21 protein-coding genes, 1 pseudogene and 3 other annotated features are annotated in these 26346 nt (G+C 39.3%); of the genes and pseudogenes, 11 read left to right on the top strand and 11 right to left on the bottom strand.

Annotation, left to right across the window (positions count from 1 at the left end; all coding sequences use genetic code 11):
- Positions 1 to 63 precede the first annotated feature (63 nt).
- Together LI954_RS05625 and LI954_RS05620 are read right to left on the bottom strand one after the other, a co-directional pair.
- Positions 64 to 747 carry a YjjG family noncanonical pyrimidine nucleotidase gene (locus LI954_RS05625; protein WP_229443928.1) on the bottom strand — a complete coding sequence of 228 codons (684 nt, stop codon included), beginning with the start codon at positions 745 to 747 and terminating at the stop codon, positions 64 to 66.
- Between the two features lie 5 nt (positions 748 to 752).
- Positions 753 to 1496 (bottom strand): 16S rRNA pseudouridine(516) synthase, encoded by a 744-nt coding sequence (locus tag LI954_RS05620; RefSeq protein WP_229443927.1) that lies wholly within the window; start codon positions 1494 to 1496, stop codon positions 753 to 755.
- Between the two features lie 290 nt (positions 1497 to 1786).
- On the opposite strand from LI954_RS05620, the gene LI954_RS05615 reads away from it, so the two are divergent.
- A complete protein-coding gene (locus tag LI954_RS05615; RefSeq protein ID WP_202064039.1) occupies positions 1787 to 2401 on the top strand; it encodes a 50S ribosomal protein L25/general stress protein Ctc in 615 nt (204 codons plus the stop codon).
- A gap of 403 nt (positions 2402 to 2804) precedes the next feature.
- Positions 2805 to 3125, top strand: a complete 321-nt coding sequence (locus LI954_RS05610; RefSeq protein ID WP_229443926.1) for a DUF960 domain-containing protein — start codon at positions 2805 to 2807, stop codon at positions 3123 to 3125.
- A gap of 106 nt (positions 3126 to 3231) precedes the next feature.
- On the opposite strand, the gene LI954_RS05605 is transcribed toward LI954_RS05610, so the two are convergent.
- Complete coding sequence (locus LI954_RS05605) at positions 3232 to 4866, bottom strand: peptide ABC transporter substrate-binding protein (protein WP_229443925.1); 1635 nt, start codon at positions 4864 to 4866, stop codon at positions 3232 to 3234.
- A 160-nt stretch (positions 4867 to 5026) separates the two neighbouring features.
- Positions 5027 to 5250, top strand: a binding site (T-box leader).
- A gap of 33 nt (positions 5251 to 5283) precedes the next feature.
- Positions 5284 to 5534 (top strand) — a binding site (T-box leader).
- Between the two features lie 153 nt (positions 5535 to 5687).
- Between LI954_RS05605 and LI954_RS05600 the strand changes: the two genes are divergently transcribed.
- From LI954_RS05600 to LI954_RS05590, 3 genes are read left to right on the top strand one after another with little or no spacing between them, the layout of a single operon-like run.
- Entirely contained in the window at positions 5688 to 6329 is a 642-nt protein-coding gene (locus LI954_RS05600; RefSeq protein WP_229443924.1) for an amino acid ABC transporter permease, read from the top strand.
- A 14-nt stretch (positions 6330 to 6343) separates the two neighbouring features.
- Entirely contained in the window at positions 6344 to 6979 is a 636-nt protein-coding gene (locus tag LI954_RS05595; protein WP_202064035.1) for an amino acid ABC transporter ATP-binding protein, read from the top strand.
- 12 nt (positions 6980 to 6991) lie between these two features.
- Positions 6992 to 7807, top strand: coding sequence for an amino acid ABC transporter substrate-binding protein (locus tag LI954_RS05590; protein ID WP_229443923.1), 816 nt, complete (start codon positions 6992 to 6994; stop codon positions 7805 to 7807).
- A 120-nt stretch (positions 7808 to 7927) separates the two neighbouring features.
- Here LI954_RS05590 and abc-f read toward each other — a convergent pair whose 3' ends face one another.
- The 4 genes and pseudogenes from abc-f to LI954_RS05570 form a co-directional block, all read right to left on the bottom strand.
- Positions 7928 to 9535, bottom strand: a complete 1608-nt coding sequence (gene abc-f, locus LI954_RS05585) for a ribosomal protection-like ABC-F family protein (RefSeq protein WP_229443922.1) — start codon at positions 9533 to 9535, stop codon at positions 7928 to 7930.
- A gap of 341 nt (positions 9536 to 9876) precedes the next feature.
- Positions 9877 to 10285: pseudogene (gene fosX / locus LI954_RS05580) on the bottom strand (FosX/FosE/FosI family fosfomycin resistance hydrolase).
- 88 nt (positions 10286 to 10373) lie between these two features.
- Positions 10374 to 12890, bottom strand: coding sequence for a leucine--tRNA ligase (gene leuS / locus LI954_RS05575; RefSeq protein WP_229443921.1), 2517 nt, complete (start codon positions 12888 to 12890; stop codon positions 10374 to 10376).
- A 95-nt stretch (positions 12891 to 12985) separates the two neighbouring features.
- Positions 12986 to 13202: a binding site (T-box leader), on the bottom strand.
- A gap of 47 nt (positions 13203 to 13249) precedes the next feature.
- Positions 13250 to 15268 (bottom strand): muramidase family protein, encoded by a 2019-nt coding sequence (locus tag LI954_RS05570; RefSeq protein WP_229443920.1) that lies wholly within the window; start codon positions 15266 to 15268, stop codon positions 13250 to 13252.
- 281 nt (positions 15269 to 15549) lie between these two features.
- Between LI954_RS05570 and LI954_RS05565 the strand changes: the two genes are divergently transcribed.
- The 5 genes from LI954_RS05565 to LI954_RS05545 all read left to right on the top strand — a co-directional run bounded on the left by LI954_RS05565 (position 15550) and on the right by LI954_RS05545 (position 19654).
- Complete coding sequence (locus tag LI954_RS05565) at positions 15550 to 16212, top strand: DUF1700 domain-containing protein (protein ID WP_202064015.1); 663 nt, start codon at positions 15550 to 15552, stop codon at positions 16210 to 16212.
- Complete coding sequence (locus LI954_RS05560) at positions 16212 to 17258, top strand: DUF4097 family beta strand repeat-containing protein (protein ID WP_202064013.1); 1047 nt, start codon at positions 16212 to 16214, stop codon at positions 17256 to 17258. Before LI954_RS05565 ends, LI954_RS05560 begins: the two co-directional genes overlap by 1 nt.
- A gap of 199 nt (positions 17259 to 17457) precedes the next feature.
- A complete protein-coding gene (locus tag LI954_RS05555; protein WP_229443919.1) occupies positions 17458 to 18108 on the top strand; it encodes a phosphatase PAP2 family protein in 651 nt (216 codons plus the stop codon).
- Positions 18109 to 18122: 14 nt separating this feature from the next.
- Positions 18123 to 19091, top strand: a complete 969-nt coding sequence (locus LI954_RS05550; RefSeq protein ID WP_229443918.1) for a TIGR01212 family radical SAM protein — start codon at positions 18123 to 18125, stop codon at positions 19089 to 19091.
- Positions 19091 to 19654 carry a class I SAM-dependent methyltransferase gene (locus tag LI954_RS05545; protein WP_229441888.1) on the top strand — a complete coding sequence of 188 codons (564 nt, stop codon included), beginning with the start codon at positions 19091 to 19093 and terminating at the stop codon, positions 19652 to 19654. The genes LI954_RS05550 and LI954_RS05545 overlap by 1 nt, the downstream gene beginning before the upstream one ends.
- Positions 19655 to 20300: 646 nt before the next feature.
- On the opposite strand, the gene LI954_RS05540 is transcribed toward LI954_RS05545, so the two are convergent.
- The 4 genes from LI954_RS05540 to LI954_RS05525 all read right to left on the bottom strand — a co-directional run bounded on the left by LI954_RS05540 (position 20301) and on the right by LI954_RS05525 (position 25058).
- On the bottom strand, positions 20301 to 20843 hold the full coding sequence (locus LI954_RS05540) for a hypothetical protein (protein ID WP_229443917.1): 543 nt from the start codon (positions 20841 to 20843) through the stop codon (positions 20301 to 20303).
- Positions 20844 to 20914: 71 nt separating this feature from the next.
- Complete coding sequence (locus LI954_RS05535) at positions 20915 to 21340, bottom strand: hypothetical protein (RefSeq protein ID WP_229443916.1); 426 nt, start codon at positions 21338 to 21340, stop codon at positions 20915 to 20917.
- Between the two features lie 233 nt (positions 21341 to 21573).
- Positions 21574 to 23343, bottom strand: a complete 1770-nt coding sequence (locus LI954_RS05530) for an ABC transporter ATP-binding protein (protein ID WP_229443915.1) — start codon at positions 23341 to 23343, stop codon at positions 21574 to 21576.
- Positions 23340 to 25058, bottom strand: coding sequence for an ABC transporter ATP-binding protein (locus tag LI954_RS05525; protein ID WP_202064001.1), 1719 nt, complete (start codon positions 25056 to 25058; stop codon positions 23340 to 23342). The genes LI954_RS05530 and LI954_RS05525 overlap by 4 nt, the downstream gene beginning before the upstream one ends.
- A gap of 229 nt (positions 25059 to 25287) precedes the next feature.
- On the opposite strand from LI954_RS05525, the gene LI954_RS05520 reads away from it, so the two are divergent.
- Positions 25288 to 25935, top strand: coding sequence for a TetR family transcriptional regulator (locus LI954_RS05520; RefSeq protein ID WP_202063999.1), 648 nt, complete (start codon positions 25288 to 25290; stop codon positions 25933 to 25935).
- Positions 25936 to 26346: the final 411 nt, after the last annotated feature.

The raw sequence follows: 26346 nt of genomic DNA, 5'->3' as shown, positions 1-26346 counted from the left end.
AAAAATTTTTAACAAATTTCTTTCAAAATAAACATACTAAGATTAGTGGTTTCTTAACCTTCTTTAACCTAATATCGAAAACAACTGATCCAGCTGTTGAATTTCATACGTAGGCTGAATTTCCTGTTTGCCTGCTTGTCTGGTTGGATTCAGCCAAACCGTTTGAATATTTGCCTGCTGTCCTCCGCCAATATCTGAATTAAGAGAATCACCAATAATGACCGTCTTTTCCTTATCAAAATCAGGGATTCGATCAAATACATAATCAAAATATTCTTTCATCGGCTTTTGATATCCAATTTCTTCAGAAACAAAGATATCCTGAAACAGCGGATAAAGATCAGCATCTTTCAATCGCTTGTATTGTGTTACAGCAATCCCGTTTGTGACCACATACAAATCATAATCTGGCTGTAATTTTTCTAAAATCTTCTTACTGTTTCCCAGAAGATCATGACCATCACTTAGGTGCTTCTGATATCTTGCACCCAGTGCTTTTCCATCAACCTTTTTCCCCAGCTGCTCAAACAATAAACCGAAGCGCGTTTCGCTGATGGTTTCTTTTGCAACTTTACCATGCTCGAAATCCTGCCACAACTGATGATTGATTGCCTGATAAGTCTGTTCAATTTCCTTCGTCAGTTCAAGCTGCTCTTCTGAAAACAACGTATACAGAGCACGCTTTTCTGTTGTCCGAAAATCCAATAATGTGTCATCTACGTCAAATAATAATGTCTTGTATTTCATCCTCACTACCCATTTCTATCTATATTTACCTTTTTTACAACAGGAAGCAGCTGCCTTATTTCTTCCTGATTTAACGACCGATAGTCTCCGCTCCTTAAATCATCCTCCAAAACAATCGGTCCTATGCTGATCCGCTTAAGATAGGTTACTTTTTTCCCAACGGACAGGAACATCTTTTTAACCTGATGAAACTTTCCCTCTTTGATATCCAGATAAGCCTTGCTTCTATCTGAAGAGCTAGTAAGAATGTCCAACTCAGCCGGAAGACACTGTACTCCGCCAATAAAAACGATTCCCTCTGAAAAACACCGGCAATCTTCTTCAGTCAGTTGGTCATTTACCGTAACAAGATATCGTTTTGTTACTTTCCTGCTGGGGTGAAGCAGCTGATACCCCAATTGTCCGTTGTCTGTAATCAAAACCAGTCCCTCGGTATCTCTATCCAACCTGCCAACTGGATAAAGACCAGGTTTTCGATCCTCTTCTCTGATAAGATCAATGACTGTTTGGTGTTCAGCATCCTTTACAGCTGTAACTGTTCCCTGCGGTTTGTTCAGCAGGAAGTAGGAATGCCCTGCACCTCTTATCCTTTTACCCGCCACTTTTATTTCATGGACAGTCGGATCAATATTTATATTTTCTTCTATTACTATCTGACCGTCAACGGTTACAGCTTTTCGCTGAAGTAATCGTCTGACGGACTTTTTAGAACCTATATTCTGCTGTTCCAAAAATTTATCTAAACGCATAACAGCTCCTTAACATAATAATCCTTAATTATACATTAAGATCTGTTCAATTCAAGCCAAAAATTTCACTTCCCTTGACTTAAAGTTAAAATCACGTTATGGTTAATAAGTAAAGTGAATCATAGGTTTCTCAAAAACAGCGTAATGACCTGGAAGAGAAAAGGTATCATAGGTGAAGTTCCAGGGCTGATTATGTTGTAATCAGTCCTTTTTTGTTCGTTGGAATTTCTTTATGTTGCATTTTGTTTAACCAAATAAATTCACTCACTATCAAAGGAGGAATTTAGGTTATGTCAGTTTCATTAGAAGTTCAGAAAAGAGCCGTCCGTCCCCGTTCACTTAGAAATGAGTTACGTCACTCAGGAAAAATTCCAGCAGTTGTTTATGGCTATCAGATCGAAAGCACTCCAATCACTGTAGATGAGAAAGAATTAACTAAGGTCTTACGCGATAATGGTGCCAACACAGTTATTGCATTGACTATTGATGGAAAAAAAGTAAATACCTTGGTGTATAAAACACAGCTTGATACATTTACAGGTAAGATTAAACACGTTGAATTTCTGGCAGTTAACATGACTGAAGAAACAGAAGTGGAAGCTGAAGTTGTTTTAGTGGGAGAAGCTAAAGGTGTGAAAGCCGGTGGAGCTCTTACTCAAAATCTGTATTCTGTTCTTGTATCCGCTACACCTGAAAATCTGCCTGAACGTGTAGAAGTTGATGTTGCCAAGTTGGCAATCGGTGATTCATTAACTGTTGCTGATCTTCCAAAAAATGATAAATTCACTATTGTAACTGATGGTGACGAACAAATTGTCAACATTACGGAAGCTCAGTCCAACGAAGAAGAAGAAACTCCAGGAGAAACTTCTGAACCAGAAGTGATCGGAGAAGAAAAAGAATAATAAAAATCCTTTTACACAACCCAATTTTTTATTACGGAAACAAAGGATTATTATCGGGGCTGTAACATTATGTTGCAGCCCCTAGTGTTCCAGACTTTATATACCTCTGTGATTAATTGCTTCTCTTTCTGGAATGAATGATTGCTAATTCATTTGACTATCGCACTCCTATCATTCCACTAAAAAATCTGACAAAAGTGGAACTGACAACTTGAGGCAAACAATGACTGCTCAGAGGCTCAAAACAGAGTCCTTCAATTCTTAATGGCTTTGCCATTTAGAGATTGTTGAAATTGAAACGAAGCTCAGCAAGAACTATAGACACAGAAAAAGAAGCACCCCATTCCAAACTTCCAGTTGTTTGCGCTATACTAATAGTAAGTGAAATGAAGGAGGGATTTCTATGTTTGAATCATTTGATACAAATCGCAGCCGTTATGCCTCTTTAGGCATTGTGACCACTCTTCCGGGAGAGCTGATAGATAGTATCTGGTTTATTATTGACCGTAATCTAAAAGGTGTGATTCCTTTAACAACTATGCTCACTTTTGATGTTCTGTCCAATAACGACAAGGTAACTCTCCACTTTTCACAAGAATTCAGCGATGTAGAAATGGCAGTTGATCTGGATTTTCCTTACTCTTCAAATTATCCTGAACGAGTTTTAGCAGTTGATGATGGACAAAGGGAAACAATATTACTGCCTACCGAGATTATTCATTAAAAAGCATATGTATAAACAGCTAAATGAAAAAAGACACAGAACGTTTTGGGGTCACTTCAAACCGTTCCTTGTGTCTTTTTTCATTTTTAGTTTCTTCAATCAGTCATTATTCCTCAACATAAGCCATACGATAAGAGATCGTCCGACCAAATGAAAATACCTGAAGATCTTTTAGTCGATCTGCTTTCAGATAACCAATCGCTCCCTGATACAGCGGAAGCACCGCAGCATCTTCCTCAACAAGCATTTTCTCCAGCTTCAGCAATTCCTGCCAGCGCTGTTCGGGTTCATTGGCAAGTGTGATTTGTGCATCATTCAATCCGGCATCATACGCTGAATTGTCGTATCCTGCTGTATTTAATCCGCTCTTTGAATCATAAAACTCCAAAAAGTTAATTGGGTCCGCATAATCTGGTGTCCATGTTCCAAATACCAAATCAAACTCGCTTTCTGTCTGAAGGTCCAATCTGTTTTGCAACGGTATAGATTTTAAGTTGATTGTCAAGCCAGAAAGATTCTGCTGCAGCTGTCCCTGTACAAATTCAATCGTTTTTTTAGCAATTGCCGAGTCAGCAGAAAGCAATTCCAGTTCAATCGTTTCTTTTCCAAGCTCTTTCTTCGCTTTTTCCCAGCTTTCCTTCGCCGCATCTAAATCATAGGGCAGCAAATCACCATTTTCGTTCCTGAAATCATCTCCATTTGCCGGATTTCTCGTAAAATCTTTGGGTACAAATCCATTTAAAGCAGTCGAGCCATCACCCAAAATATCTGCTGCAAAAGCCTCCTTGTCAATAGCCTGCAGGATTGCTTTACGAACATTCACATTCCCTGTTACTTCACGCTTGTGATTTGGACTCAGATAACCGACCAATGCTTTGGGAACAAAGTAGGCCTGAGGTGAATCCTTATATTGCAATGCATAGGTATCGGCCAATCCAGTATAATCCAAATCACCACTGTCGAATAAATTCGTTCCTGTCGCAATTTCCTTCACAACCTGTACATTGATTGCCTCAAGCTTTACTTTTTCCTGATCCCAGTAATTCGGATTTTTAGTCAGCTGCCAGCTTTCCGTTGTACCATCCCACCCGGAAATCAAGAACGGACCATTCCCTACAAAGTTATCTGAAGAAGTACCATAGGCAGTTCCTTTTTCATCTGCAAACTCTGCATTTTTCGGCATAAACGGTGTACCTGTCAAAACTTGAGACAAGTACGTAATCGGATATTCCAGCGTGAGCTCCAGGGTCTGATCATCCACAGCTTTTACACCAAAATCATCTAAAGTAAGTTCACCTTCACGAATCTTTCGTCCATTTTTAAATATATCCATCTGATTACTGCTGCTTGAGCCATACGCAGGATCAACAACATTTTTAAAAGAGTAGACAAAATCTTTTGCTGTGACCGGCTCCCCATTTGACCATTCAGCTTCCCTCAACTTAAATATATAAACAAGCCCATCTTCACTTACTGTCGGTTCTTCTGCTGCCATCGCCGGTTCCGGCTCCTGATCTTTGTTCAAACGATACAGCCCTTCAGCCAACTGCCCAATCATATCGGAACTGTAAACATCTGTATAATGAGCACTGTCTAAAGTTGATAATTCACCACCAGAAGCTACATTAATCACTTGCTCTGGTTCAGTCGTGCTTCCAGACTCACTTTTATTTTTAGCCCCTGAACTACAGGCACTAAGCAATAGTACAGCTGCTGCCATTAATAAACCAAATTTCTTCATTCTCTTTCCTCCTCCAAATAAATCCCGCTAAAAGTACAAAAAAAACTGCACATATACCTATTATATTCTATTTTACCTGAAAAAAATTATTTGCTTAATTTATATGCTTCATATTTTTTCCTTTTCACATTGACAGATTGTAATCCCGATGATAAAGTAAATAAAAACAAAGAACAGAAGAGTAGCTTTCGTCATTGTTCAAGAGAGTCTTTGGTTGGTGAAAAAAGGCACAAGACAAAGTGAACCACATCTGGGAGTTGGTTTGTTGAACTTCAGTAAACAAACCCGGGACGGCCCGTTACAGCATAGAGTCATAGACTTTCTAAGACTGTTATTGTGAGATAACAGTGAACAAAGGTGGAACCACGATATTTCGTCCTTTGGCATTTGATATGCCGAAGGACTTTTTTTTATTATCTAAAACTAATGAACAGAACGAGTAATTATTGCCCCCTTACTGACAGAGAATGCTTCAACCGCTGAAAGAAGCAGCAGAAAGACAATAATGAACACATCTGAAGAAGTCATTTTCTGAAGCTTTCAGTAAGAAAATGCGGCAGCTCACCGTTAACGAGGCAGCAGTCGGTTTATACAGCCAACTGCTCATGAGGCTTTTGTTGCAAGACAGAAGTAAAATGAGGTGGAACCACGATATTTTCGTCCTCTTGGCTCTTATGCCGGGAGGTTCTTTTTATTTGGTCGAGACTGTATTGTCTGATGGAAAGAGGAAAACACAACATTGTTTTTGGTTTTTAAAATGAGCGGCAAAACGGTTCATTTTTTAACATAGTCTTTATAAAGAAATTACTGGAGGTTGTATCATGGATTATGTAGGGGAAATTTTACCGGCTTTATTAAGCGGTGCTGGAATGACCATTAAGGTATTTATTTTTACTTTGCTTGGGTCAATTCCTTTGGGAATTATTGTTGCCTTTGGACTTCAAAGTCGATTTAAGCCACTGACTTATCTTATCAACGTGTATATTTGGCTGATGCGGGGAACACCATTGTTACTGCAGTTGATTTTTGTTTTTTACGGTTTGCCGTTAATTGGAATTGTTTTCGAACGATACGATGCAGCACTTTTTGCTTTTATATTAAATTATACTGCTTATTTTGCTGAAATTTTTCGTGGGGGTATCCAATCAATTCCTCAAGGGCAGTATGAGGCAGCTAAAGTGCTTCGTCTGACAAAACTGCAGACCATTCAAAAAATTATTCTGCCTCAGGTCGTTAAAATCGTCCTGCCTTCCATTGGCAATGAGGTCATCAACCTGGTGAAAGACACTTCACTGATTTATGTTATCGGACTGGGAGACCTGTTAAGAGCCGGAAAAATTGCAATGAGCAGAGATGTAACCATATTGCCGCTGGCTTTGGTCGGGGTCATTTATCTATTATTCACAGCTGTTCTGACGCTGCTGTCTAAAAAAATCGAAAAATACTATCAATATTACCGCTAAAGGGAGGAAAAGACATGCTGGTCATAAAAAATTTAACAAAACGATTTGATACTAAAATGATTATTGATCAATTATCTATAGAAATTCCGGATGGAGAAATTTTGACAATTGTCGGTCCTTCCGGTGGTGGAAAAACAACATTACTTCGTTGTCTTGCCGGTCTGGAAACCATTGATTCAGGAGAATTGTCTATTGATGGACAAACCTTTGATCCTGTTGCAATGGATAATGCAGATCAGGTTGTAGGTATTGTTTTTCAGGACTTTCAACTGTTTCCTCATCTTTCAGTACTTGATAATATCACATTAGCACCTGTCCTGTCGCTGAAACAACCCAAGGAAGAAAGCAGAGCCGAGGCACTGGAGCTGCTAAATAAATTTGGCCTTTCAGGAAAAGAGGAACTTTTCCCTTATCAGCTGTCTGGTGGTCAAAAGCAACGGGTAGCTTTGGCTCGAGCTCTTGCAATGAAACCCAAAGTCTTGGGATATGACGAGCCTACCAGCGCACTGGACCCTGAGCTGCGTCAGCAAGTGGAAGCAGTCATTTTAAGTTTGAAAGAACAGGGCATCACGCAAATCGTTGTGACTCACGATATGCAGTTTGCTGAAAATATTGCCGACCAGCTGTTAACGGTCGCCCCTGTTCAATAGGAGGAGAATTTTATGAAAAAGAACGTATATTGGCTGATCCCTAGTTTGCTGATTTTCTCCTTACTGATCGTCGGTTGCGGAAGAAAAAAGACTGACGGAGACCAATGGGAACGAATTAATCAGGAGAAACGGATCATTATAGGCTTGGATGATTCCTTCGTCCCTATGGGCTTTCAAAATAAAGCAGGAGAGATTATCGGCTTTGATGTTGATTTGGCAAAAGCCGTCTTTGCTTTGTATGATATTGAGATTGATTTTCAGCCAATCGACTGGTCAATGAAGGAAAACGAACTGCAAAATCAGACCATTGATTTAATTTGGAATGGCTACTCAAAAACAGCTGAACGAGAAGAAAAGGTGCTGTTCAGTAACGATTACATGAAGAATGAACAGGTTGTTGTATCATTGAAAAAGAACAATATCAACCAGTTTTCTGATATGAAAGATAAAATTTTAGGTGCTCAAAACGGCTCTTCCGGGTATCATGGCTTTGAAGAAGAGCCGGAGATCCTGAAAGATCTGGTAAAAGACCAGACAGCTGTTTTATATGATGGATTTAATGAGGCTTTCATGGATTTAAAATCCGGTCGTATTGACGGTCTCCTGATTGATCGGGTTTATGCCAACTATTACCTTTCACATGAAGAGAATCTTGCAAATTATTCCATCATTCCCGGAGCCTTCGAAAGCGAGACATTTGCTGTTGGTATACGCAAAACCGACCCGCAATTAGCTGAAAAAATTAACGAGGCTTTCAAAATACTGCGTGAAAATGGGACGCTCGCTGAAATATCTGAAACCTGGTTTGGTGAAGATGTTACTGAATAATAACTAATCTGAAAGTTGCTGAGCCGTTCAGCATCAAAAGACTGTGTAAGACTACAAAAGAAGGACAGAGTAAAATTTAATTTTATCTCTGCCTTTTTTTATATCTTTCATTTTCCCAACTTAGATTTCCTGTTTAAAAAAATCAGAATAGCTGCATGTTATCTTAGTGATTCGTTCATCTTTAATCACCAAAAAATCAGGAAACATTTTTTCTAAAAAGAAACGATCATGCGAAACAGCCAGTAATGTCCCAGTGAAGTCTTCTAGAATTTCTTCCACCTCTTCCCTTGTTTCAATATCCAGATGATTTGTCGGTTCATCCAGCAACAAAAAATTAATTTTCTGCTGCATCAGTTTTGCCAATTCGAGGCGGATTTTCTCTCCGCCGCTTAAAAACCGCAGTTGAGTCAGCACATCCTCCTTATAAAATGAATATCCAGCAAGCAGCCGCCTGCTCTCCTGTTCGTCCAAAGAACACTCATACATAAACTCCTGTAAGATGGACCGCTGTGGATAATCGTATTGAATAGCTTGGGGTAAATAGCCAATCTTCACATTACTTCCCAGTTTAAGCTCACCACTATCTAGAGATTCTTTTTCCAGAATCAGCTTCATCAATGTTGTTTTTCCGGCCCCGTTCTCACCGATTATCGCAACCCGCTCTTTCCAAAATAAAGAAAAACTGCTGTTCTTAAACAACACGCGATCATCATACTCCTTTTTAAGCCTTTCGCCAATAAGGACTTCTTTGCCTGAACGATCAGCCATGCGGAAAGAACCTTTCCCAAGTTTCTGGCTATCTCCTTTGGGTTTGGGTATTTTTTGAATTTTTTCCAGACGACGTTCCAACTCTTTTGCCTTTTTAAAGAACTTTTCGTTATCTCCTTCATGCCCCCATTGTCTGAATCTACGGATCGTCAGCTTTATCTTTTGAATTTCCTTTTGCTGCTCAGCGAAATCCTTCCTCAATTTTTCAATGCGCTCTTCTTTTTGTTCCTTATAAGCAGAGTAACTGCCTTTATAATTCCAACATTTACCATCCTCTATCTCAACGATTCTCTCAACCACTTGATTTAAAAACTGACGGTCATGTGAAACAATCAGACAAGTTCTCTTTTCATGAAGCAGATAACCTTCCAACCAGCTGATTCGCTGAATATCCAAATGATTCGTCGGTTCATCCAGCAGCAGCACTTCATGCTGCTGAAGAAGAATACGTGCCAGATTAATGATTGTCTGTTCCCCACCACTTAATGCATCAAAACTTTGATCCATAAGGTGAGCTACCTCCAATCCATTTGCAATCATCTCCAAACGATTCTCTACCTCGTAACCGCCTGCTGCTTCAAACAACTCCTGCTGTTTGCCATATTGTGAAAGCAGCTTCCCAAAATCAGCCTGCGGATCGGTCATTTTCTCTTCTAAATACTTCAGATGTTTTTGTATATGATTGACAGTCTCAAACGAATCAAGCAAGTATTCCCGAACCGGTTTTGGCTCAGCTTCAGGAAGTTGAGCCAGATAACCCACAGTTACATTTTTTTGAATACTGATCGTGCCTTTATCTGCAGCCTCCAATCCTGCAATCATTTTAAGAATAGTGGATTTTCCGGAACCATTTGTTCCCACTATTCCAATCCGTTCTCCTTTTTCAACTTTTAAACTCAGCTCTTCAAATAACGGATATGTGCTATAGTTTTTTTCTATTCCCTGTAGTTGTATTAACATCTATTGCCTCTTTCTGCCGCTCAGCATACTAAAAACAGATTTGTTCATATCAAAGAAAAAAGCCGCAGGAAAAACACCCATGGCTTTGTTTGTTATTTATTATCTTTAACATATCTGCGTAAATAAGCCTGAATGGTCTCTTTATTTAAATTTTTCTTCCATATTTAGACACACTTGTCCCTTGGAAGAAAAAATTGGAAATAATGTTATAGCAAAAATAAATAAATCCTAGAAAGTCAAAGACTTTGTATGTTATTTTTCCCATAACTGCCATCACGCCTATTCACCACCTTGTCTTTTTTTGTTATTGTATCATGATGCTGACGACACCGCAACCGCCTCTATTTATTTCCCTTCCTGTATCTGTTTAAGCGCTCTCCCAATGTTCCGGTATGCAGTTCAAACAAATGATTATCATAATCATAAAAATAAATAGACTGCCCCTCTTCCTTTATCCTATTTCGACCATCTTTGATCTCTAATCCAAGTGAAGAAATTTTGTCCCCATACTCAGCCAGTTTGTCCCTGTCAATTTTAAAAGCTACATGATTATACGTTTTTGACGGTAAGGACTCTCCTTCCATAACTGCGATCCACACCTCCCTGAACCAAAAAAAACTTTTCTCTTGATACAGAAAATACATCCTCTCCGCTTGAATAGATTTCTTCTGCAGCAAACACTTCTTTAAACAGCTTAGTTGTTCTTTCAATGTTTTTAACGATAAACGTGATATGACTTAATCCTTCCATAAAAAATCTCTGCTTTCAATAAAAAAATGGACCTCAGAAAGCGCATCATAAATATACACTCACGCTCTAAGGTCCAACCTTCAATCAGTTAATTTGCTACTATATTGACTAATTTATCTGGTACAACGATAATCTTTCGCACAGGCTTTCCTTCAATGAAGGACTGCACACTTTCTGAAGCAAGTGCCTGTTCTTCCAAAATTCCTCGATCAAGTCCCCGAGCAACTACCAGTTTTTCTCTGACTTTACCATTTACCTGAAGAACAATTTCCACTTCATCTTCAACCAATTGGCTTTCTTCATAGGTTGGCCAAGCAGCATAAGTCAGGCTTTCTTCATTTCCAAGAATTGACCACAGCTCTTCTCCAAGATGAGGAACAATCGGTGCAAGCAGCTGAACAAATCCTTCTATATATTCATAAGGCAGAACCTCTGCTTTATTTGCTTCATTTACAAAAACCATCAGTTGAGAAATCGCTGTATTAAAATGAAGCTGTTCATAGTCTTCTGTGACTTTTTTCACCGTTTGATGATAAACTTTTGTCAGTTTCTCATCGTTCATAGTAGTGATACGATCCCGCATTTTCCCTTTCTCATCAACAATCAGACGCCAAACGCGGTCGAGGAACTTCCTGCTTCCTTCCAAACCATTTTCACTCCAGGCAATCGCTGCTTCCAAAGGTCCCATAAACATCTCATACAGACGCAGCGTGTCGGCTCCGTATTTTTCAATCACCTCATCCGGATTCACCACATTTTTCAGTGATTTACTCATTTTGGCCGGAGCTTCTTCCAGCTCTTCCCCAGTTTCAATACTTACCCAGCCATTGTTCTCAGCTTTTTTAACCATATCTGTAGGTACCAGTGCACCTCGACTGTCACGGAAGCTTTGACCCAAAATCATTCCTTGATTGAACAGCTTTTGATACGGCTCTTTTGTCGGAACTACACCGATATCATACAGGAATTTGTGCCAGAAGCGTGCATACAGCAAATGCAGCACCGCATGTTCTGCTCCGCCAATATAAATATCCACCGGCAGCCAGCGCTTCAGTTTCTCAGGATCTGCAATAGCTGTTTTATTATGAGGATCAACATAGCGCAGATGATACCATGAGCTCCCTGCCCATTGAGGCATCGTATTTGTTTCCCGACGCCCCTTCATTCCTGTTTCAGGATCAACAACATTAATCCATTCTTCGATATTTGCCAGAGGTGATTCACCCGTTCCGCTCGGTTTGATATCATCCGTTTTAGGTAATGACAACGGCAATTCTGATTCAGGAACGGTCGTCGTCGTGCCATCTTCCCAGTGAATGATCGGGATTGGTTCACCCCAGTAACGCTGACGTGAAAACAGCCAGTCACGCAACCGATAGCTGATTTCCTTTTTACCGACACCCTGCTCTTCCAGCCAGTCGTTCATTTTTACAATCGCTTCTTCTTTATTCAATCCATCAAGAAACCCTGAATTAATATGGAGCCCATCGCCTGTATAAGCTTCTTCAGCTGTATTTCCACCAGCAACAACCGGAGTAATTTCCAATCCAAATGTTTTGGCAAATTCATAATCCCGTTCATCATGAGCAGGGACAGCCATAATTGCACCTGTTCCATAAGAAGAAAGAACATAGTCTGCAATCCAGATCGGTATTTTTGTCCCATTTGCTGGATTGATTGCATACGCACCAGTGAACACACCCGTTTTTTCTTTTGCCAGATCTGTTCGGTTCAGCTCTGATTTCTTTGCGGCTTCTGCAATATATGCTTCTACCTCTGAGCGTTGTTCATCTGTTGTTACTTCCTGTACAAGTGCCAGTTCAGGTGCAAGCACACTGTAAGTCGCTCCAAAAAGTGTATCCGGACGAGTTGTAAATACCGTAAACTCTTTATCTGTGTCTGCAATCTTAAACGTAACATTAGCACCTTCTGAACGGCCAATCCAGTTCCTCTGCATTTCCTTAATATTTTCAGGCCAGTCAACCAGCTCAAGGTCGTCCAATAGACGATCCGCATAATCAGTTATTTTCAGCATCCATTGACGCATAGGCTTACGGACAACATCATAACCGCCGCGTTCGCTTTTCCCATCTATCACTTCCTCATTGGAAATCACAGTTCCCAGCTCAGGTACCCAGTTAACCGCCACTTCAGCTTCGTATGCCAGTCCATGTTCATACAGCTTGGTAAAAATCCATTGTGTCCACTTGTAATATTCAGGATCTGTCGTATTAATTTCACGATTCCAGTCATAGCTGAATCCCAGAGAATTAATTTGGCGTTTAAACGTTTCGATATTTTTCTTTGTAAATTCTGCTGGATCATTTCCAGTATCCAAAGCATATTGTTCTGCCGGAAGCCCAAAAGCATCCCATCCCATTGGATGCAAAACATTGTAGCCCTGACTTCGTTTCATTCTGGATATAATATCTGTTGCTGTATAGCCTTCCGGATGACCGACATGAAGTCCTTGACCGGACGGATAGGGGAACATATCCAGTGCATAAAATTTCTTTTGATCCGGATCATCATGTGTATTGAACAAATTATTTTTGGCCCAGTACTTTTGCCATTTCTTCTCTATTTTCTTGTGGTCGTAGTTCATTTTTCTCCTCCTGATTCATTAATTACTGTATTCGCTGCTACAAGTTTCGGCAATACAACACCTTAATAAAAAAAACGCCCTACAGGAAAACTTTCCCATAGGACGTTGAATACAACGTGGTACCACCTAAATTTATTTGCTGCTTGCACAGACAAATCTTCAGCGCTCTATCGGCCGCCGCCGTTCTTATCTACTGTTCAATTCAACAAGAATCAGCTACAAGGCGAGTTCAAAAGCTTCTGTGCGTATTTTCACCAGCCATACGCTCTCTAAAACAGAGTTCTTTCTACTACTCCTTATCATTGCTGTAGTTATATATGACGTTATACTAACAAATTTCCTTGCGCATTTCAATCCTTTTACGCAACTTTCAACTGCTGTCCAATATAAATTATATCTCCGGTTAAATTATTCAGCTGTTTAATTTTTTGAATTGTTGTAGAGTACTGGTTAGCAAGCTCCCATAATGTATCGCCGCTTTTCACCAGATGTGTCTTGCTGCTTGAGCTGTTGGAATTATTGGTACTGCCGGTACTGCCGGAGCTGCCTCCGCTGGATGCCCCGCTGCCTTTTTTCACAATCAAACGTTGACCAGGATAAATCAGATCACCGCTGATATTGTTCCAGCTTCTAAGATTCGCTATACTCACTCCGTTGCTGTTAGCAATTACCCACAGGCTGTCACCAGATTTCACGGTATAATACGTATCCGTTGTCGTTCCAGTACTGCCTGAATTATTATTGTTTGAAGAACTGCCGCCGGTATTGGTATTTCCTGTGCTGCCGCCTTTTTTTACAATCAAGCGTTGACCGGGATAAATCAGGTCGCCGCTGATATTGTTCCAGCTTCTAAGATTCGCTATACTCACTCCGTTGCTGTTAGCAATTACCCACAGGCTGTCACCAGATTTCACGGTATAATACGTATCTGTTGTCGTTCCAGTATTGCCTGAATTATTATTGTCTGAAGAACTTTCCCCTGTACTTCCTGTGCCTCCATCTGAGGAAGTACTGCTGCCTCTCTTCACAATCAGTCGTTGACCAGGATAAATCAGGTCGCCGCTAATATTGTTCCAGCTTCTAAGATTCGCTATACTCACTCCGTTGCTGTTAGCAATTACCCACAGACTATCACCAGACTTCACGGTATAATACGTATTTGTTGTTGTTCCGGTATTATCAGAATTATTGTTGTTATTGTCGGAGGATGAGCCGCCGGTATCCCCAGTACTCCCTCCGGAAGATGTCCCGCTACCTTTTTGCACAACCAGCTTTTGTCCAATATAAATAGTGTCGCCGAATAAATTATTCCAGTTTTTAATATTGGTAATAGTCGTTCCATATTTGCTGGCGAGTGCCCACAAGCTGTCTCCGGAGACAACGGTGTGAATCACATCCTTATTGTTTGACGAAGAACCGCCGCCAGTTCCTGTTCCATCGGTACTACTGTCTGTGTTTCCTCCAGTATTCCCATCGGTTGACGGTGTGTCGTACTGAGTCAGATTATTGGCCTCAATCAGAGTATTTAATTTTGCACCATATGCTGGATCAGTTGCATAACGTCCTGTCAGCCATGCTGTTGCATCCCTGTAAGAACTTGTATTACTTTTCCAAGCGCCGGAATAATAATATACGCCGGACTGAAATGATGTATTTCTTAAAACATAGGCATTATCATGAAAAGATTCCGTAAATGATGGATATTTACGAAACGCTTCATTTTTAGCGACCCATTCCCCATTCAAATATTCCCAGGTATTCATGTATACTGATTGACCATTATAGCTTCCTTTAATCCCAAACAAATTATAATACGGTGCCTGAGCTAACGAGCTCGCCCCTGAACCACTTTCAAGAATAGCCTGAGCAATCATTACCGAGGTATATAAGTCATTTGCTGCTGCAACGGTTTGAGCATGCCCGGAGATACTGTTTATAAAAGAGGACGTACTGACAGACGCACTTGCTGCTGCAAAAGGAGCAGGTTCAGTACGTTCATCTAAAGAGACTGGAGTTTCTTCTGCTGCTGTCGATTCTTCTGTTACAGCTTCACTTTGGATCGTTTCCTCTATAGACATTTCAGAGTCGTCTATTATTTCTGAAGAAGCGGTCTCCTCCGCCCAGGAATCTTCTGCTGTGTTTTCTATGTTTGTTGTTTGTATATTGTCCAGATATGTATCAGTAGCCGATGGCGCAATTTCTGCACTGTCTGCTTCCCCATCTGTTGCTTCTGCAACACCTGGTAATAAAGCCGCTGTACTGGCAATAGAAGAGACAGCCCAGGCTGAACTGAATATCGTAGTTCCTTTTTTTAATTGTTCAACCGCTTTATAGTGTTGTTCTGCTTTCCTTCTTTCTTTTCGTGACAGCTTTTTCATAAGTAGGTCCTCCATCTATAATAGAAAAAAATTCTTCTTTATAAGTATACATGTTTTTAATAAAAAATAAAAGATTTATAAAAACATAACATCTATATTCATTTTAGAAATATTTCTTATATTTAGTTTTTATAGTATTAAATCCTCTCCGTCTTAAGACCTACTTTACTCTTTACCTTAGACCGATTTTCCGCAAAACTACTTGTTATTCTTTTCGTAAAAACTTATAGTGTACATGAGAGAAACATCGTAGAAATTATTGAATGAAAAGAGGGAATCGTATGAATAAAGAGCATTTTTTGATCGAACTCAAAATATATTTAAAACCCCTTTCTCCTCAACATCAGGCAGCTGTTCTAGAAAAATATGACACACTTTTTGAAGAACGGACAGCTGCTGGAGAAGCAGAAGAACAAATTGCTAAAAGTTTGGGAAAACCCCGTTCTATCGCAGAAGAAATCCTAAAGGAATTTGGTATTGATATCCCTGAAAAAAAGCTGACCAGAGATGGCTGGCAGGAGATTCCCTCATCAGAGGAATATGACGAATACACTGAATTTGAAAAATTCGTATCAGAACATCCCTATAAAGAAGAACTCTTTGATACACGGCCTCCTGAAAAAATAGGCATGCGTGTTTTTAAAAGCTGTGCATTGCTGGCTTTTGATTTTCTGTTTATGATCTGGATGTTTGTTGCTTTCGCCGCGGTCGTTTTTTCATGTTGGATTGCAGCGATCGTTCTGGTTCTTTCACCAATTCTAGGAACATATTCACTGATCGTTGGATTTAATGATGCCGGACTGTTTCAGCTGTTCTTCACTATTTTTCTTTCCGGTATCGGAATTATTGGTGTAGTTATTTTATTGCCGCTTACACGGTTATTCTTCAGTTCATTAAAGAATTACATCAAATGGCATGGTAAAGTGTTTAGGGGGCGGGCATAATGAAAAAAGTCACTATTTTCTTTCTGATTCTCGGTATTCTGGCAATAGCCGTCGGCGGTATTGGCAGTGCAGTATTCTATCAGCGGGCGAAAATATCAATGGTAAAAAATCAGCAGGAAGCTTATACTATCAAAAATAAAAAAGATATCAAAGAGCTGCATTTAACTCTTTCCGGCAATGCTGCTTACATTCTGCGGTCTTCAACAGATAATCAGGTGTCCATGAATACTCAAAGCAGTGTTACTACACCCATTAACAGTTCCTTTGATGCAAAGGAATCAAAGGAAACGCTCACAGTATCTGTCAGCGGAAATCAAAAAAATGAAACCTTTGAACAGTTTGACTTTCAGTTTTTCCATCTTGAAGATTCCCAAATTGAACTGACCATCCCAGCAGATATTGAGCGCTTGGTTATTGATGGTGATGCATCAGGCACAATTGATGTCTATGATTTTATCACTACCAAGTTGGAAGCAACAATTGATCATGCCGATATCAATTTTATTTCTAATACATCAGAAGAGATAAATATAAACAGCAGGAATGGATATATTAATATTTATGGTGACAGCCGCATTGAGAAACTATCTCTAAAAAGTGAGTATGGTAATACCAGTATTTATGGCTTTACAGGTAATGAGGTTGAAATCATTACTTCAAGTGGAAATATAGACTTAAACGATGTAAAAACTTCTAAATTAACCGCAGATTCTAAAAATGGAGAGTTCTATATCATTGATCTCCGGGGGGATGTGGAGCTGACCGGGAAAAGCGGCTCTATTTACCTGGCTGGAGAGAATCTTCCTAAAAAGATGAACGCTGTGATGGAACACGGAGATATTGAAATCGATTTACCCCAGGGAGTAGATAATATCACAATCAAAGCCGAATCCGAACTGGGAGATGTAGATCTTTTAGATGAAGAAAGCTCTACTTATAAACGCGGAAAAAACGGTAGTGAATTTGAACTAAAAACTAATACAGGAGATATCTCTGTTTATGATATATATTATTATGAGGAAGAGTATGAAGAATACGAAGAATAGTTATTTTCACAGTATTCCATCTAAATAGAACATAATAGGGCTGAAGCAGATAATCATTTATTCGCTTCAGCTTTTTTCATTAAAATTTATTAAATAAGCTCCGACTCATTTTTTAATAAACCATAATGCGGTATACTGAATAAGCGTGTCAAAAATTTTCTGTAGAAAAACAAATGACTAAAAGGAATGACTTATATTAATGAAAAACAACCTTTATTATCAGTTTGCCGGCAGCTGCTTTCTTCTCGTTTTTATATTTCTTGGATACACAGTGAAGTTCTACTCCGAATGGCTGAACGGCTTTGATCAAACACTCACTGCAATTATTCGAACTCCTTACCCTGCACTTAATCAGGAATTTATCTGGTACACAAAATTTGCCAATCCATTGACTGTTGCCATTTTAACAATGACAATTGTAGGAGTACTTGCGTTGAAAAAGTATTATGCAGAAGCTCTGTGGCTCTTGATTAACACAGGCTTTGCTGCAGGTATTCTGAATTCGCTGCTAAAATTAATATTTCTACGGGAACGTCCGGATCTGGAACATCTAGTAACAGAACACAGCTACAGTTTTCCCAGTGGTCATTCTACCGGAAGTGTCCTGCTCTATGGTACAATCATTCTATTATTGCCATTATTTGTCAAAAAAGATTCTCTGCGCCTGACTTACCAAATCCTATTGGGAATTGGTATCCTCTTTATTGGAATCAGCCGGGTCTACTTAGGCGTTCACTTTCCAAGTGACATACTTGGAGGGTTTTGTTTCGGTCTTTCATGGCTTTTAATCAGCTATCCCGTTTACCAGAAGCTGCGTTTTGTATGGCGATTTAAAAATATTCAATCTTAGAAAGAAGACTAAAAATGAAAACTTTTCCTTATACTGATGATCTTAATAAACGCTATCATACATGGAACTATGCTTTACGTCAGCAATTTGGCGGCAAGATTTTCAAGGTGCCTCTTGATGGCGGCTTTGACTGTCCAAATCGCGATGGTACAGTTGCTAAGGGCGGCTGTACATTTTGCAGTGTATCCGGATCTGGAGACATGATTGTTGCACCTCACGATCCGCTTCCAGTGCAATTTCAAAAAGAAATTCAAATGATGCATGGAAAATGGCCAAATGTGGAACAATACATTGTTTATTTCCAAAATTTTACCAATACTCACGCACCTGTTGAAGTTATTCGTCATCGCTTTGAACAGGTTGTTAACGAAAAAGGTGTTGTCGGGCTGGCAATTGGAACCCGCCCTGACTGTTTGCCTGATGATGTAGTAGACTATTTAGCTGAGCTGAATGAACGCTATTATTTATGGGTAGAACTAGGACTTCAGACAACCTTTGAAGAAACCAGCAATGCCATTAACCGTGCACACGATTACCAAACCTATTTGGACGGCGTAGAAAAACTGAGAAAGCATAATATTCGTGTGTGTACCCATCTGATTAATGGCCTGCCAGGGGAAAATCTGGATATGATGCGGGAAAATGTCCGCCGAACAATTATAGATTCAGACATTCAGGGAATCAAACTGCACTTGCTTCACTTGATGACCAACACAAAAATGATGCGGGATTACAATGAAAGTCGTCTTCAGTTGATGACCCGTAAAGATTATGTCTCTGTGATCTGTGATCAGCTGGAAATGATTCCCCCGGAAATAATTATTCATCGATTAACCGGGGACTCTCCTTTTGATTCTTTAATCGGTCCTATGTGGAGTCTGAAGAAATGGGAAGTATTAAATGCCATCGATAATGAACTGAAAAACCGCGACAGTTATCAAGGAAAATACAATGTCCGGACTAACGGGGAGGTATTGGCATAATGCTTCAGACATCCCTTCATTTCAGCCACCGACTGCTGGAAGAAATCATTCAGCCTGGCGATCAGGTAGTTGATGCCACTATGGGAAATGGACATGATACTGCTCTATTGGCAAAACTTGTGGGAATCACTGGTAAAGTCTATGCTTTTGATGTTCAAAAAGCAGCAATTGATGCAACACGTAAATGTTTGAGTGAGCAGAAGCTGATGGAGCAGTCCACCTTGTTTCATCAGGGCCATGAGACAATCAAGGATGTAATTACTATAGAAACTCCCATTAAAGCAGCTATCTTTAATTTAGGCTATCTCCCAAAAAGTGATAAAGAAATTATCACTCAGCCTGACACGACAAAAGCAGCTGTTGATGCGCTCCTTGATCGTCTGGTATCTAAGGGACGAATCATTTTGGTCGTCTATTATGGGCACGAAGGAGGTAAAGAGGAGCTGTCTATGGTTGAAGCTCTTTGCAGAAGCCTTCCACAACAGAACTATAATGTTCTGAGTTATCAGTTTATCAATCAAATGAATCATCCGCCGATTTTATATTGTATTGAGAAAAAATAGGTAGAAATGAATAAAAGAATGTTCACATCTTCAGAAAAGTTGTGGGCATTCTTTTATTCTATGATTTTTTTTCAGGCTCTATAATATCTAGTGTTGGTAAGGTTATATTCACCGGCACTTTTTCTTTTTGAAAAAAACAGGAATGACACCTTGAAATCCGTTAGAAGTAAAGTCGACCAAAACCAACCTACAGGAGTGTTTCAAAACGTCTTTATCCGAGCAGACCAAAGATTCCTTAGATATTCTAGACCCTAACCTTTCTTTTGAAGAGAATTTTTTTCAAAAAGTTTCCATCAAAAGAAAGCTCTACTTTCAGTTCGATGCTTTTGTAACCTACTGCCGTCAGTGCTGCTTTCACTGAGCGGATCTTTTTGTATAGAGGAACCTATTTCCTCAAGAAGAAACCAAAAGCAACACTGAAAAAGCAAACAGGGTGACATGGATTAATATGTTCCCTGTTTGCTTTCTCTAGCGTATTTCTTTTACCAACACTAGTTGACAATGAGTCTTTATCTTCAGTGATTCTTTATAAAGTTTACTTTTTTTTGTTTTAAATATTTCTCGCTTCCCATATTTGTCCCACATATGAGTTATGATTATAATAAGTATAAATTGTATTAGCACCAGAAAAATACCAGAGAGCTCCCTATGGCAAAGCTGTCCCTGAAAGGGTTCCATTAAAAGTCCGTGTCGCCTGTGTTGCTGTTCCTACCATAGCAGAGTCGCCTAATGTTTCCCACCTTGTATATGGACCACCATCAGTTGATTGATAAACGCAACTAATTGAATGCCAACCTATTCCACTAGGGAAAGTGCCTGTCCCTCTTGCGCCATACTTCAAAAGCACATGAGTAAATGTTGGAGTTACTCCTCTTGCTAATACAGGGCCTTGAACATTTCCGGCCTTCTCAGCTCTTTCTTCTAATATCTCTCTAGCTTCTTCCACTAATATAGCTTCTGAATCGTTCTCACTGTCAATTTCTGTTTCTTGATTGTTCGTCGTTACGACAGCCTGTCCATACAGGAATGCCCCGTCAGGTAATTCAACAACCTTATCTGTATCACTGACTCCAAAGAATATTTCAGAATCATCACCACTTTCCAAAATTCCTTTTTTAATCGGATCTTCAGCAATGGCAACTTCTGGCTCTTTGTATTGAGCTGCATCAACTTCTAGATTTGAAACCAAAAAAACACCGCTAAATAAAACTAAAAATAATACTTTTTTTATTTGCTTCTCTCCTTATTTAAGTTAGTAAGTTATTTCACCTTTTCATAAAATGAATCAATTTCTTCCTTCCTATCATTTAGTAAATATTTAAGTTCTTTAATAGTTACACTATTTTTGTCTGTAGTTGCATCTACAGGGGTTCCTTCAATAATTGCACTTCCTGTCAGAATTGTATAACTACCAAGAATTACTACCTGATCTGAATCGCTGTAGTAAGTGTCAATGTCTTCTATCAAATCAACTGTTTTTCCATAACCGAAAACTTTGCACAATTCTTCAACACTCATTTCTGAAGGAGCTAATGTTAATACTTTCACCTCGTCTACAATAGTACTGCTGTTAACCATGTCCTTTGCATTTTCCGAAGTTGTACTTGTGGAATCATATTGACTACCACAACCTATTAATGTAAATACACCAAGAAGTAAATAAATAGAAAATACCCTTTTACGCATTTAAAAAGCCTCCCTAAACACAATTATTAACTTTCTTACAAAAGTAACATCCCCAAAACAATTGTATATCCATACTTTAGTATACACATACATTACTGAAAATAATACTTTTTTTAGTTAATCAACATTATTATTAATAGAGTAAAATTAAAATAGTTATTTATCTGCATTGTTTTATTGTTTACAAAAAACGTATGGAAACTGAAAGTTTCCATACGTTCTCTTTATCTGTTCTATTCCAATACAAACTGATTATGATACAACTCAGAGTAGAATCCATGCTGTTTCAACAGCTGATGATGGTTGCCTTCTTCAATGACTTTCCCATCACGCAGCACCACAATTCGGTCAGCATTTAAAATTGTCTTCAAACGGTGAGCAATTACAAAACTTGTTCTTCCTTTAATCGCTTCGTCCATCGCCTTTTGAATTTTTGCCTCCGTTACCGTATCCACATTACTTGTTGCTTCATCCAGAATCAACAAGGATGGATCTGTCAAAATCGTTCGTGCAATGCTGACAAGCTGCTTCTGTCCTGTACTAAATACATTGTTTTCTTCCGTAATCAGCGTATCGTAGCCATTTTCCAGACCCATGACAAATTCATGAATATTTGCCTGTTTTGCTGCATTGACTACTTCATCGTCTGTTGCAGAAGGTTTGCCAAAAGCAATATTTTCCCGTATTGTTCCTGAGAACAATACAGAATCCTGCAGAACAATTCCCACGTGAGAACGCAAACTTTCCAGGCTCAGTTCTCTAACATCTGTCCCGTCAAAAGTAACCGAGCCCTGATTCACATCGTAAAAACGATTCAGCAGATTCATAATGGTTGTCTTGCCGGAGCCTGTCGGACCAACTAGAGCGACCATTTCACCTTTATTAACTTTAATGGATACGTCTTTCAAAATTGGAATTTCAGGATCATACCCAAATTCAACATGATTCAATGCAACTGATTCATTGACTCCGCTGATTTCTTTTCCATCAGCTGGGTTGATCTCATCCGGCTCATCAAACATTTCATTAATTCGGCGAGCCCCTGTTACCGCAAGCTGAATCATACTGTATCCAGAAGAAATCTGCATCAACGGCTGATAATACTGTTGCGAATACTGAACGAACATTACAATCAGTCCCAAACCTGCTGCACGATCCACCTGCCCGTTAAGCGCCAGCCAGCCTCCAAAAAAGATAACGATTGCGGTATTGACTAAAGACATTCCCTGCATCATTGGAAACAGCAGACCTGAGTAAACTTGCCCTTTAAAAGTCGCTTCCCGAACTTTCTTATTCTGTTTCATAAAGCTGTCAATCGTCTCGTCCTGAAGACCATACGTAATAATGACACGCTGCCCGCTAATTTTTTCATCCATGTAACCATTCAGCTTTCCGACTTCATCCTGCTGAAGATCCACATACTTTCGTGCCTTTTGAATAATGACTACAGCAATGACAATCGCTACCGGTGTTAAAGCAATAGTCGCCCATGCCAACTCCACATTTTGCCGGAACATCATAATAATCACACCAACTATTAACGCCGCGTTGGTCAGCACTTGAAGCAGTGCCTGATTCAAGCTGTTTTGAATATTGTCCAGATCACTGGTAAATCGACTTAAAATTTCTCCATCCTTGTGAGAATCAAAGAAACGAATCGTCAATCTTTCCAATTTATTAAACAAGCCTATACGCATGCGGTTTGTTGATTCCCCTACAACTTGGGTAAATAAAATACTGTAGATGAAGTTTGCTGCACTCGTCAGCACATAAAAAATCAACAGTTTCCAGATTACATTGATGAATGCACTCTTATCATCGACACCCTGACTCAATGAGAGCGCATATATTGTCAGCTCTTCTATTGCTTCACCCACAAACTGAGGAGCCTTTACCTGCAGATAAGTGGCAACTGCAATTGTAATGAAAATAATCAGAAAGGAAAGTTTGTATTTCTTCAAATAATGATAAAAGAATTTACTTGCTTTAATTAAATCAGTCATTCATCCTCATCCTTTCCTTTTTGAGTCTCATAGATTTCTCTGTACACATCATTTGTTTCTACCAATTCTTTATGGGTTCCTTCCCCAACCAGACGCCCTTTATCCAAGACCAGAATGCGGTCTGCATTCACAACAGAAGATATTTTTTGAGCGATAATAATTGTTGTCGTATCCCCCAGATCATTTTCCAGTGCTTCTTTTACCAGACCTTCTGAACGGGCATCCAACGCACTGGTGCTGTCATCTAAAATCAGTATTTTAGGTTCTCCGATAACCCCCCTGGAAATAGACAATCTTTGCTTCTGACCACCTGAAAAGTTGCTGCTGCGTTCTTCAACAGGTGCTTCATACTGCAAACCAAGTTTTTCAATAAATTCTCTGGCCTGTGCAATTTGAGTTGCACGATTCATATCTTTTTCATCCGCGTCCTTCTTTCCCTGACGAAGATTCTCTGAGATGGTTCCTGAAAATAAAATAGCTTTCTGAAGGACAAAGGAAACAGTTTTACGCAGACTGTGTTCATTCACTTCACGCAAGTCTACACCACCTACTTTAACTGTACCTTCTGATGGATCGAACAGGCGAGGAATCAATTGAGCCAAGGTAGATTTCCCAGCTCCTGTTGCACCGACTACCCCAATTTGTTCTCCTTGCTTAATCGAAAACGAAACATCCTTCAATGTAGGTATATCATCTCCGGGATAATGGAATGTGACATTTTCAAATTCAACCTGTCCGTCAAGTTCTTGCTCTGGACCGTCTACATAAGTAATAGCCGGAACAGCTTCCATAATTTCCTTAATCCGCTTGATTGAAACAGCAGCACGTGATGTCATCATCATCATCATTCCACCGATAATAATCGCCATCATAATCTGCATCAGATAGCTCATGAAAGAAGCCATCCCGCCAATAACTGTCGGATCGCCCTTGACCAGATCACTGACAAAAAAAATAGCACCTGCCACTGCCAGATTGGCTACCAGCATAAACAATGGAATCATCACAGAAAATAATGTCCCAACAATCACATTATGCTTCGTCAAATCATCACTGACCTTGGAAAATCTCTTTAACTCATTTTTTTCCTGAACAAAAGATTTCACAACACGAATACCAAGTAAATTTTCTTTTGCCAGTAAATTTACTCTATCTATCAAATCCTGAATAATTGTAAAGTGCTTTCCCATTTGAGAAAAAGAGAGCATCGTAATAATTACAACACTAACAACCAATAAAATAATAATCCACCACAACTGCGGCAGTGTAATCATTGCCAAAGCAAAACTGCCGATAAACAGTATGGGAATCCTAAATAATGACTGTAACGCAATCATGATGACATTCTGAATTTGAGTAATATCATTTGTTAACCGAACTACCAGACTCCCTGCTGAAAATTCTTCAATATTCGCAAAGGAAAATGTCTGGATCTTTCGAAAAGCTGCTTCTCTGATATCTGCACTGACTCCCTGGGCTACTTTTGCAGAAAAAATTGTGTTAAATACACCGGCTATCAAGCCCAAAACAGCAATCCCAATTAAATACATTCCTAATGATTTCATCTGATTATCGTCTTCTTTTATAATTGCTTCCAATACCTGCTGAAGCAGTTTTGGCTGCCAAAGTGCAGACATAACCATGATAATCACTGTAAATAGCGCAATGATGGTTTCTTTTTTATACTTTTTTACATAATCCATCACAATGTTCATTTATTCCCCTTCTTCCCTGTAAAACTAGTCTATTCCCTCTTTCAGCACGTTACTTTAATTTGAAGAGGAATGTGTTATTATAAACATAGAAGCAGACAGTTAGCGAGACACAGACTAACAGCTTTATCCCAGTTATTTAACACCGTAAAATAGACTGCATAACAATTTACCATTTCTGTGCAAAAAATACAAGCCATCTGCCTAAATTTCAGACTAAAGGATGAGAAAAATGGAAACAAAGTTATCACGGGAAAAAATTATCAAGACAGCTTTCCAGCTTTTGGAAGAAACCCCTGATATAAAAAGACTGTCCATGCGCAATATTGCAAAAAAGATTGGCGTTCAGGCTCCCGCTCTTTACTGGTATTTTCAAAATAAGCAGGCCCTTCTGCAAAGTATGGCTGAAGATATAGAAAGTCAATTGCAGGAACCTGACCTACAGGAAAACTGGAAAGACACCTTGTTCCTATATATGGAAAACTATTATGAACTGTATCAACGCATCCCTTGTGCTTTGGAAATTGAGATACAAACAATCCCTTCTTCTCCTTCCCGACTGATCCACTACAATAATATGTTGGGAGTCTTGAGGATGGCCGGTTTTTCTGTGGAAACAAGCTTTACTGCGGTCAGTTCTCTTCGACATCTGCTTTTCGGATTATTAGTGGATGCGCATGAAGAACAGCAGATTTACTCTAAAATTCTTAACGGCGATCAGTATTTAAGCCAACAGGTTGTTTTGATGAAGCAGTCTATCCAGGAGCATCAGTTGAAACATGTTGAAGAAAGCTTCCGTTACAGACAAAATGAAAAGCATAAAGATATTTTCAGAAAAATGATTACTCTTTTTTTAAATAGTCTGGAAACAGAGAAGTAGGTTTACTCTTTTTCTATAAATAAAAATAGGTCTGTGACATTTAGTATGTCCCGGACCCTTGATGCTGCAAAGCTGCTCCATGCCTCTACGATTAATTGCTTCTCTTTCTGGAATGAATGATCTACTAATTCATTTGACTATCGCACTTCTATCCTTCCACTAAAAAATCTGACAAGGGTGGAACTGACAACTCGAAGCAAACAATGACTGTTTCGAGGATCAAAACGGAGTCCTTCAATTCTTAATGGCTTTGCCATTTAGAAATTGATGAGATCGAAACGAAATCCTTCAATTCTTAATGGCTCTGCCGTTTAGAAATTGATGAGATCGAAACGAAGTGTAGTGTAGTAAGAATTGCAGAAGCACTTACATGCTCTTTACTGCGGCGAATAACCGCAGACACATGGAGAA

Source organism: Enterococcus sp. CWB-B31 (assembly GCF_020567645.1).
GTDB lineage: Bacteria > Bacillota > Bacilli > Lactobacillales > Enterococcaceae > Enterococcus_L.
The sequence above is the reverse complement of the archived record's forward strand: the minus strand, read 5'-3'. Positions and strand labels throughout refer to the sequence as shown.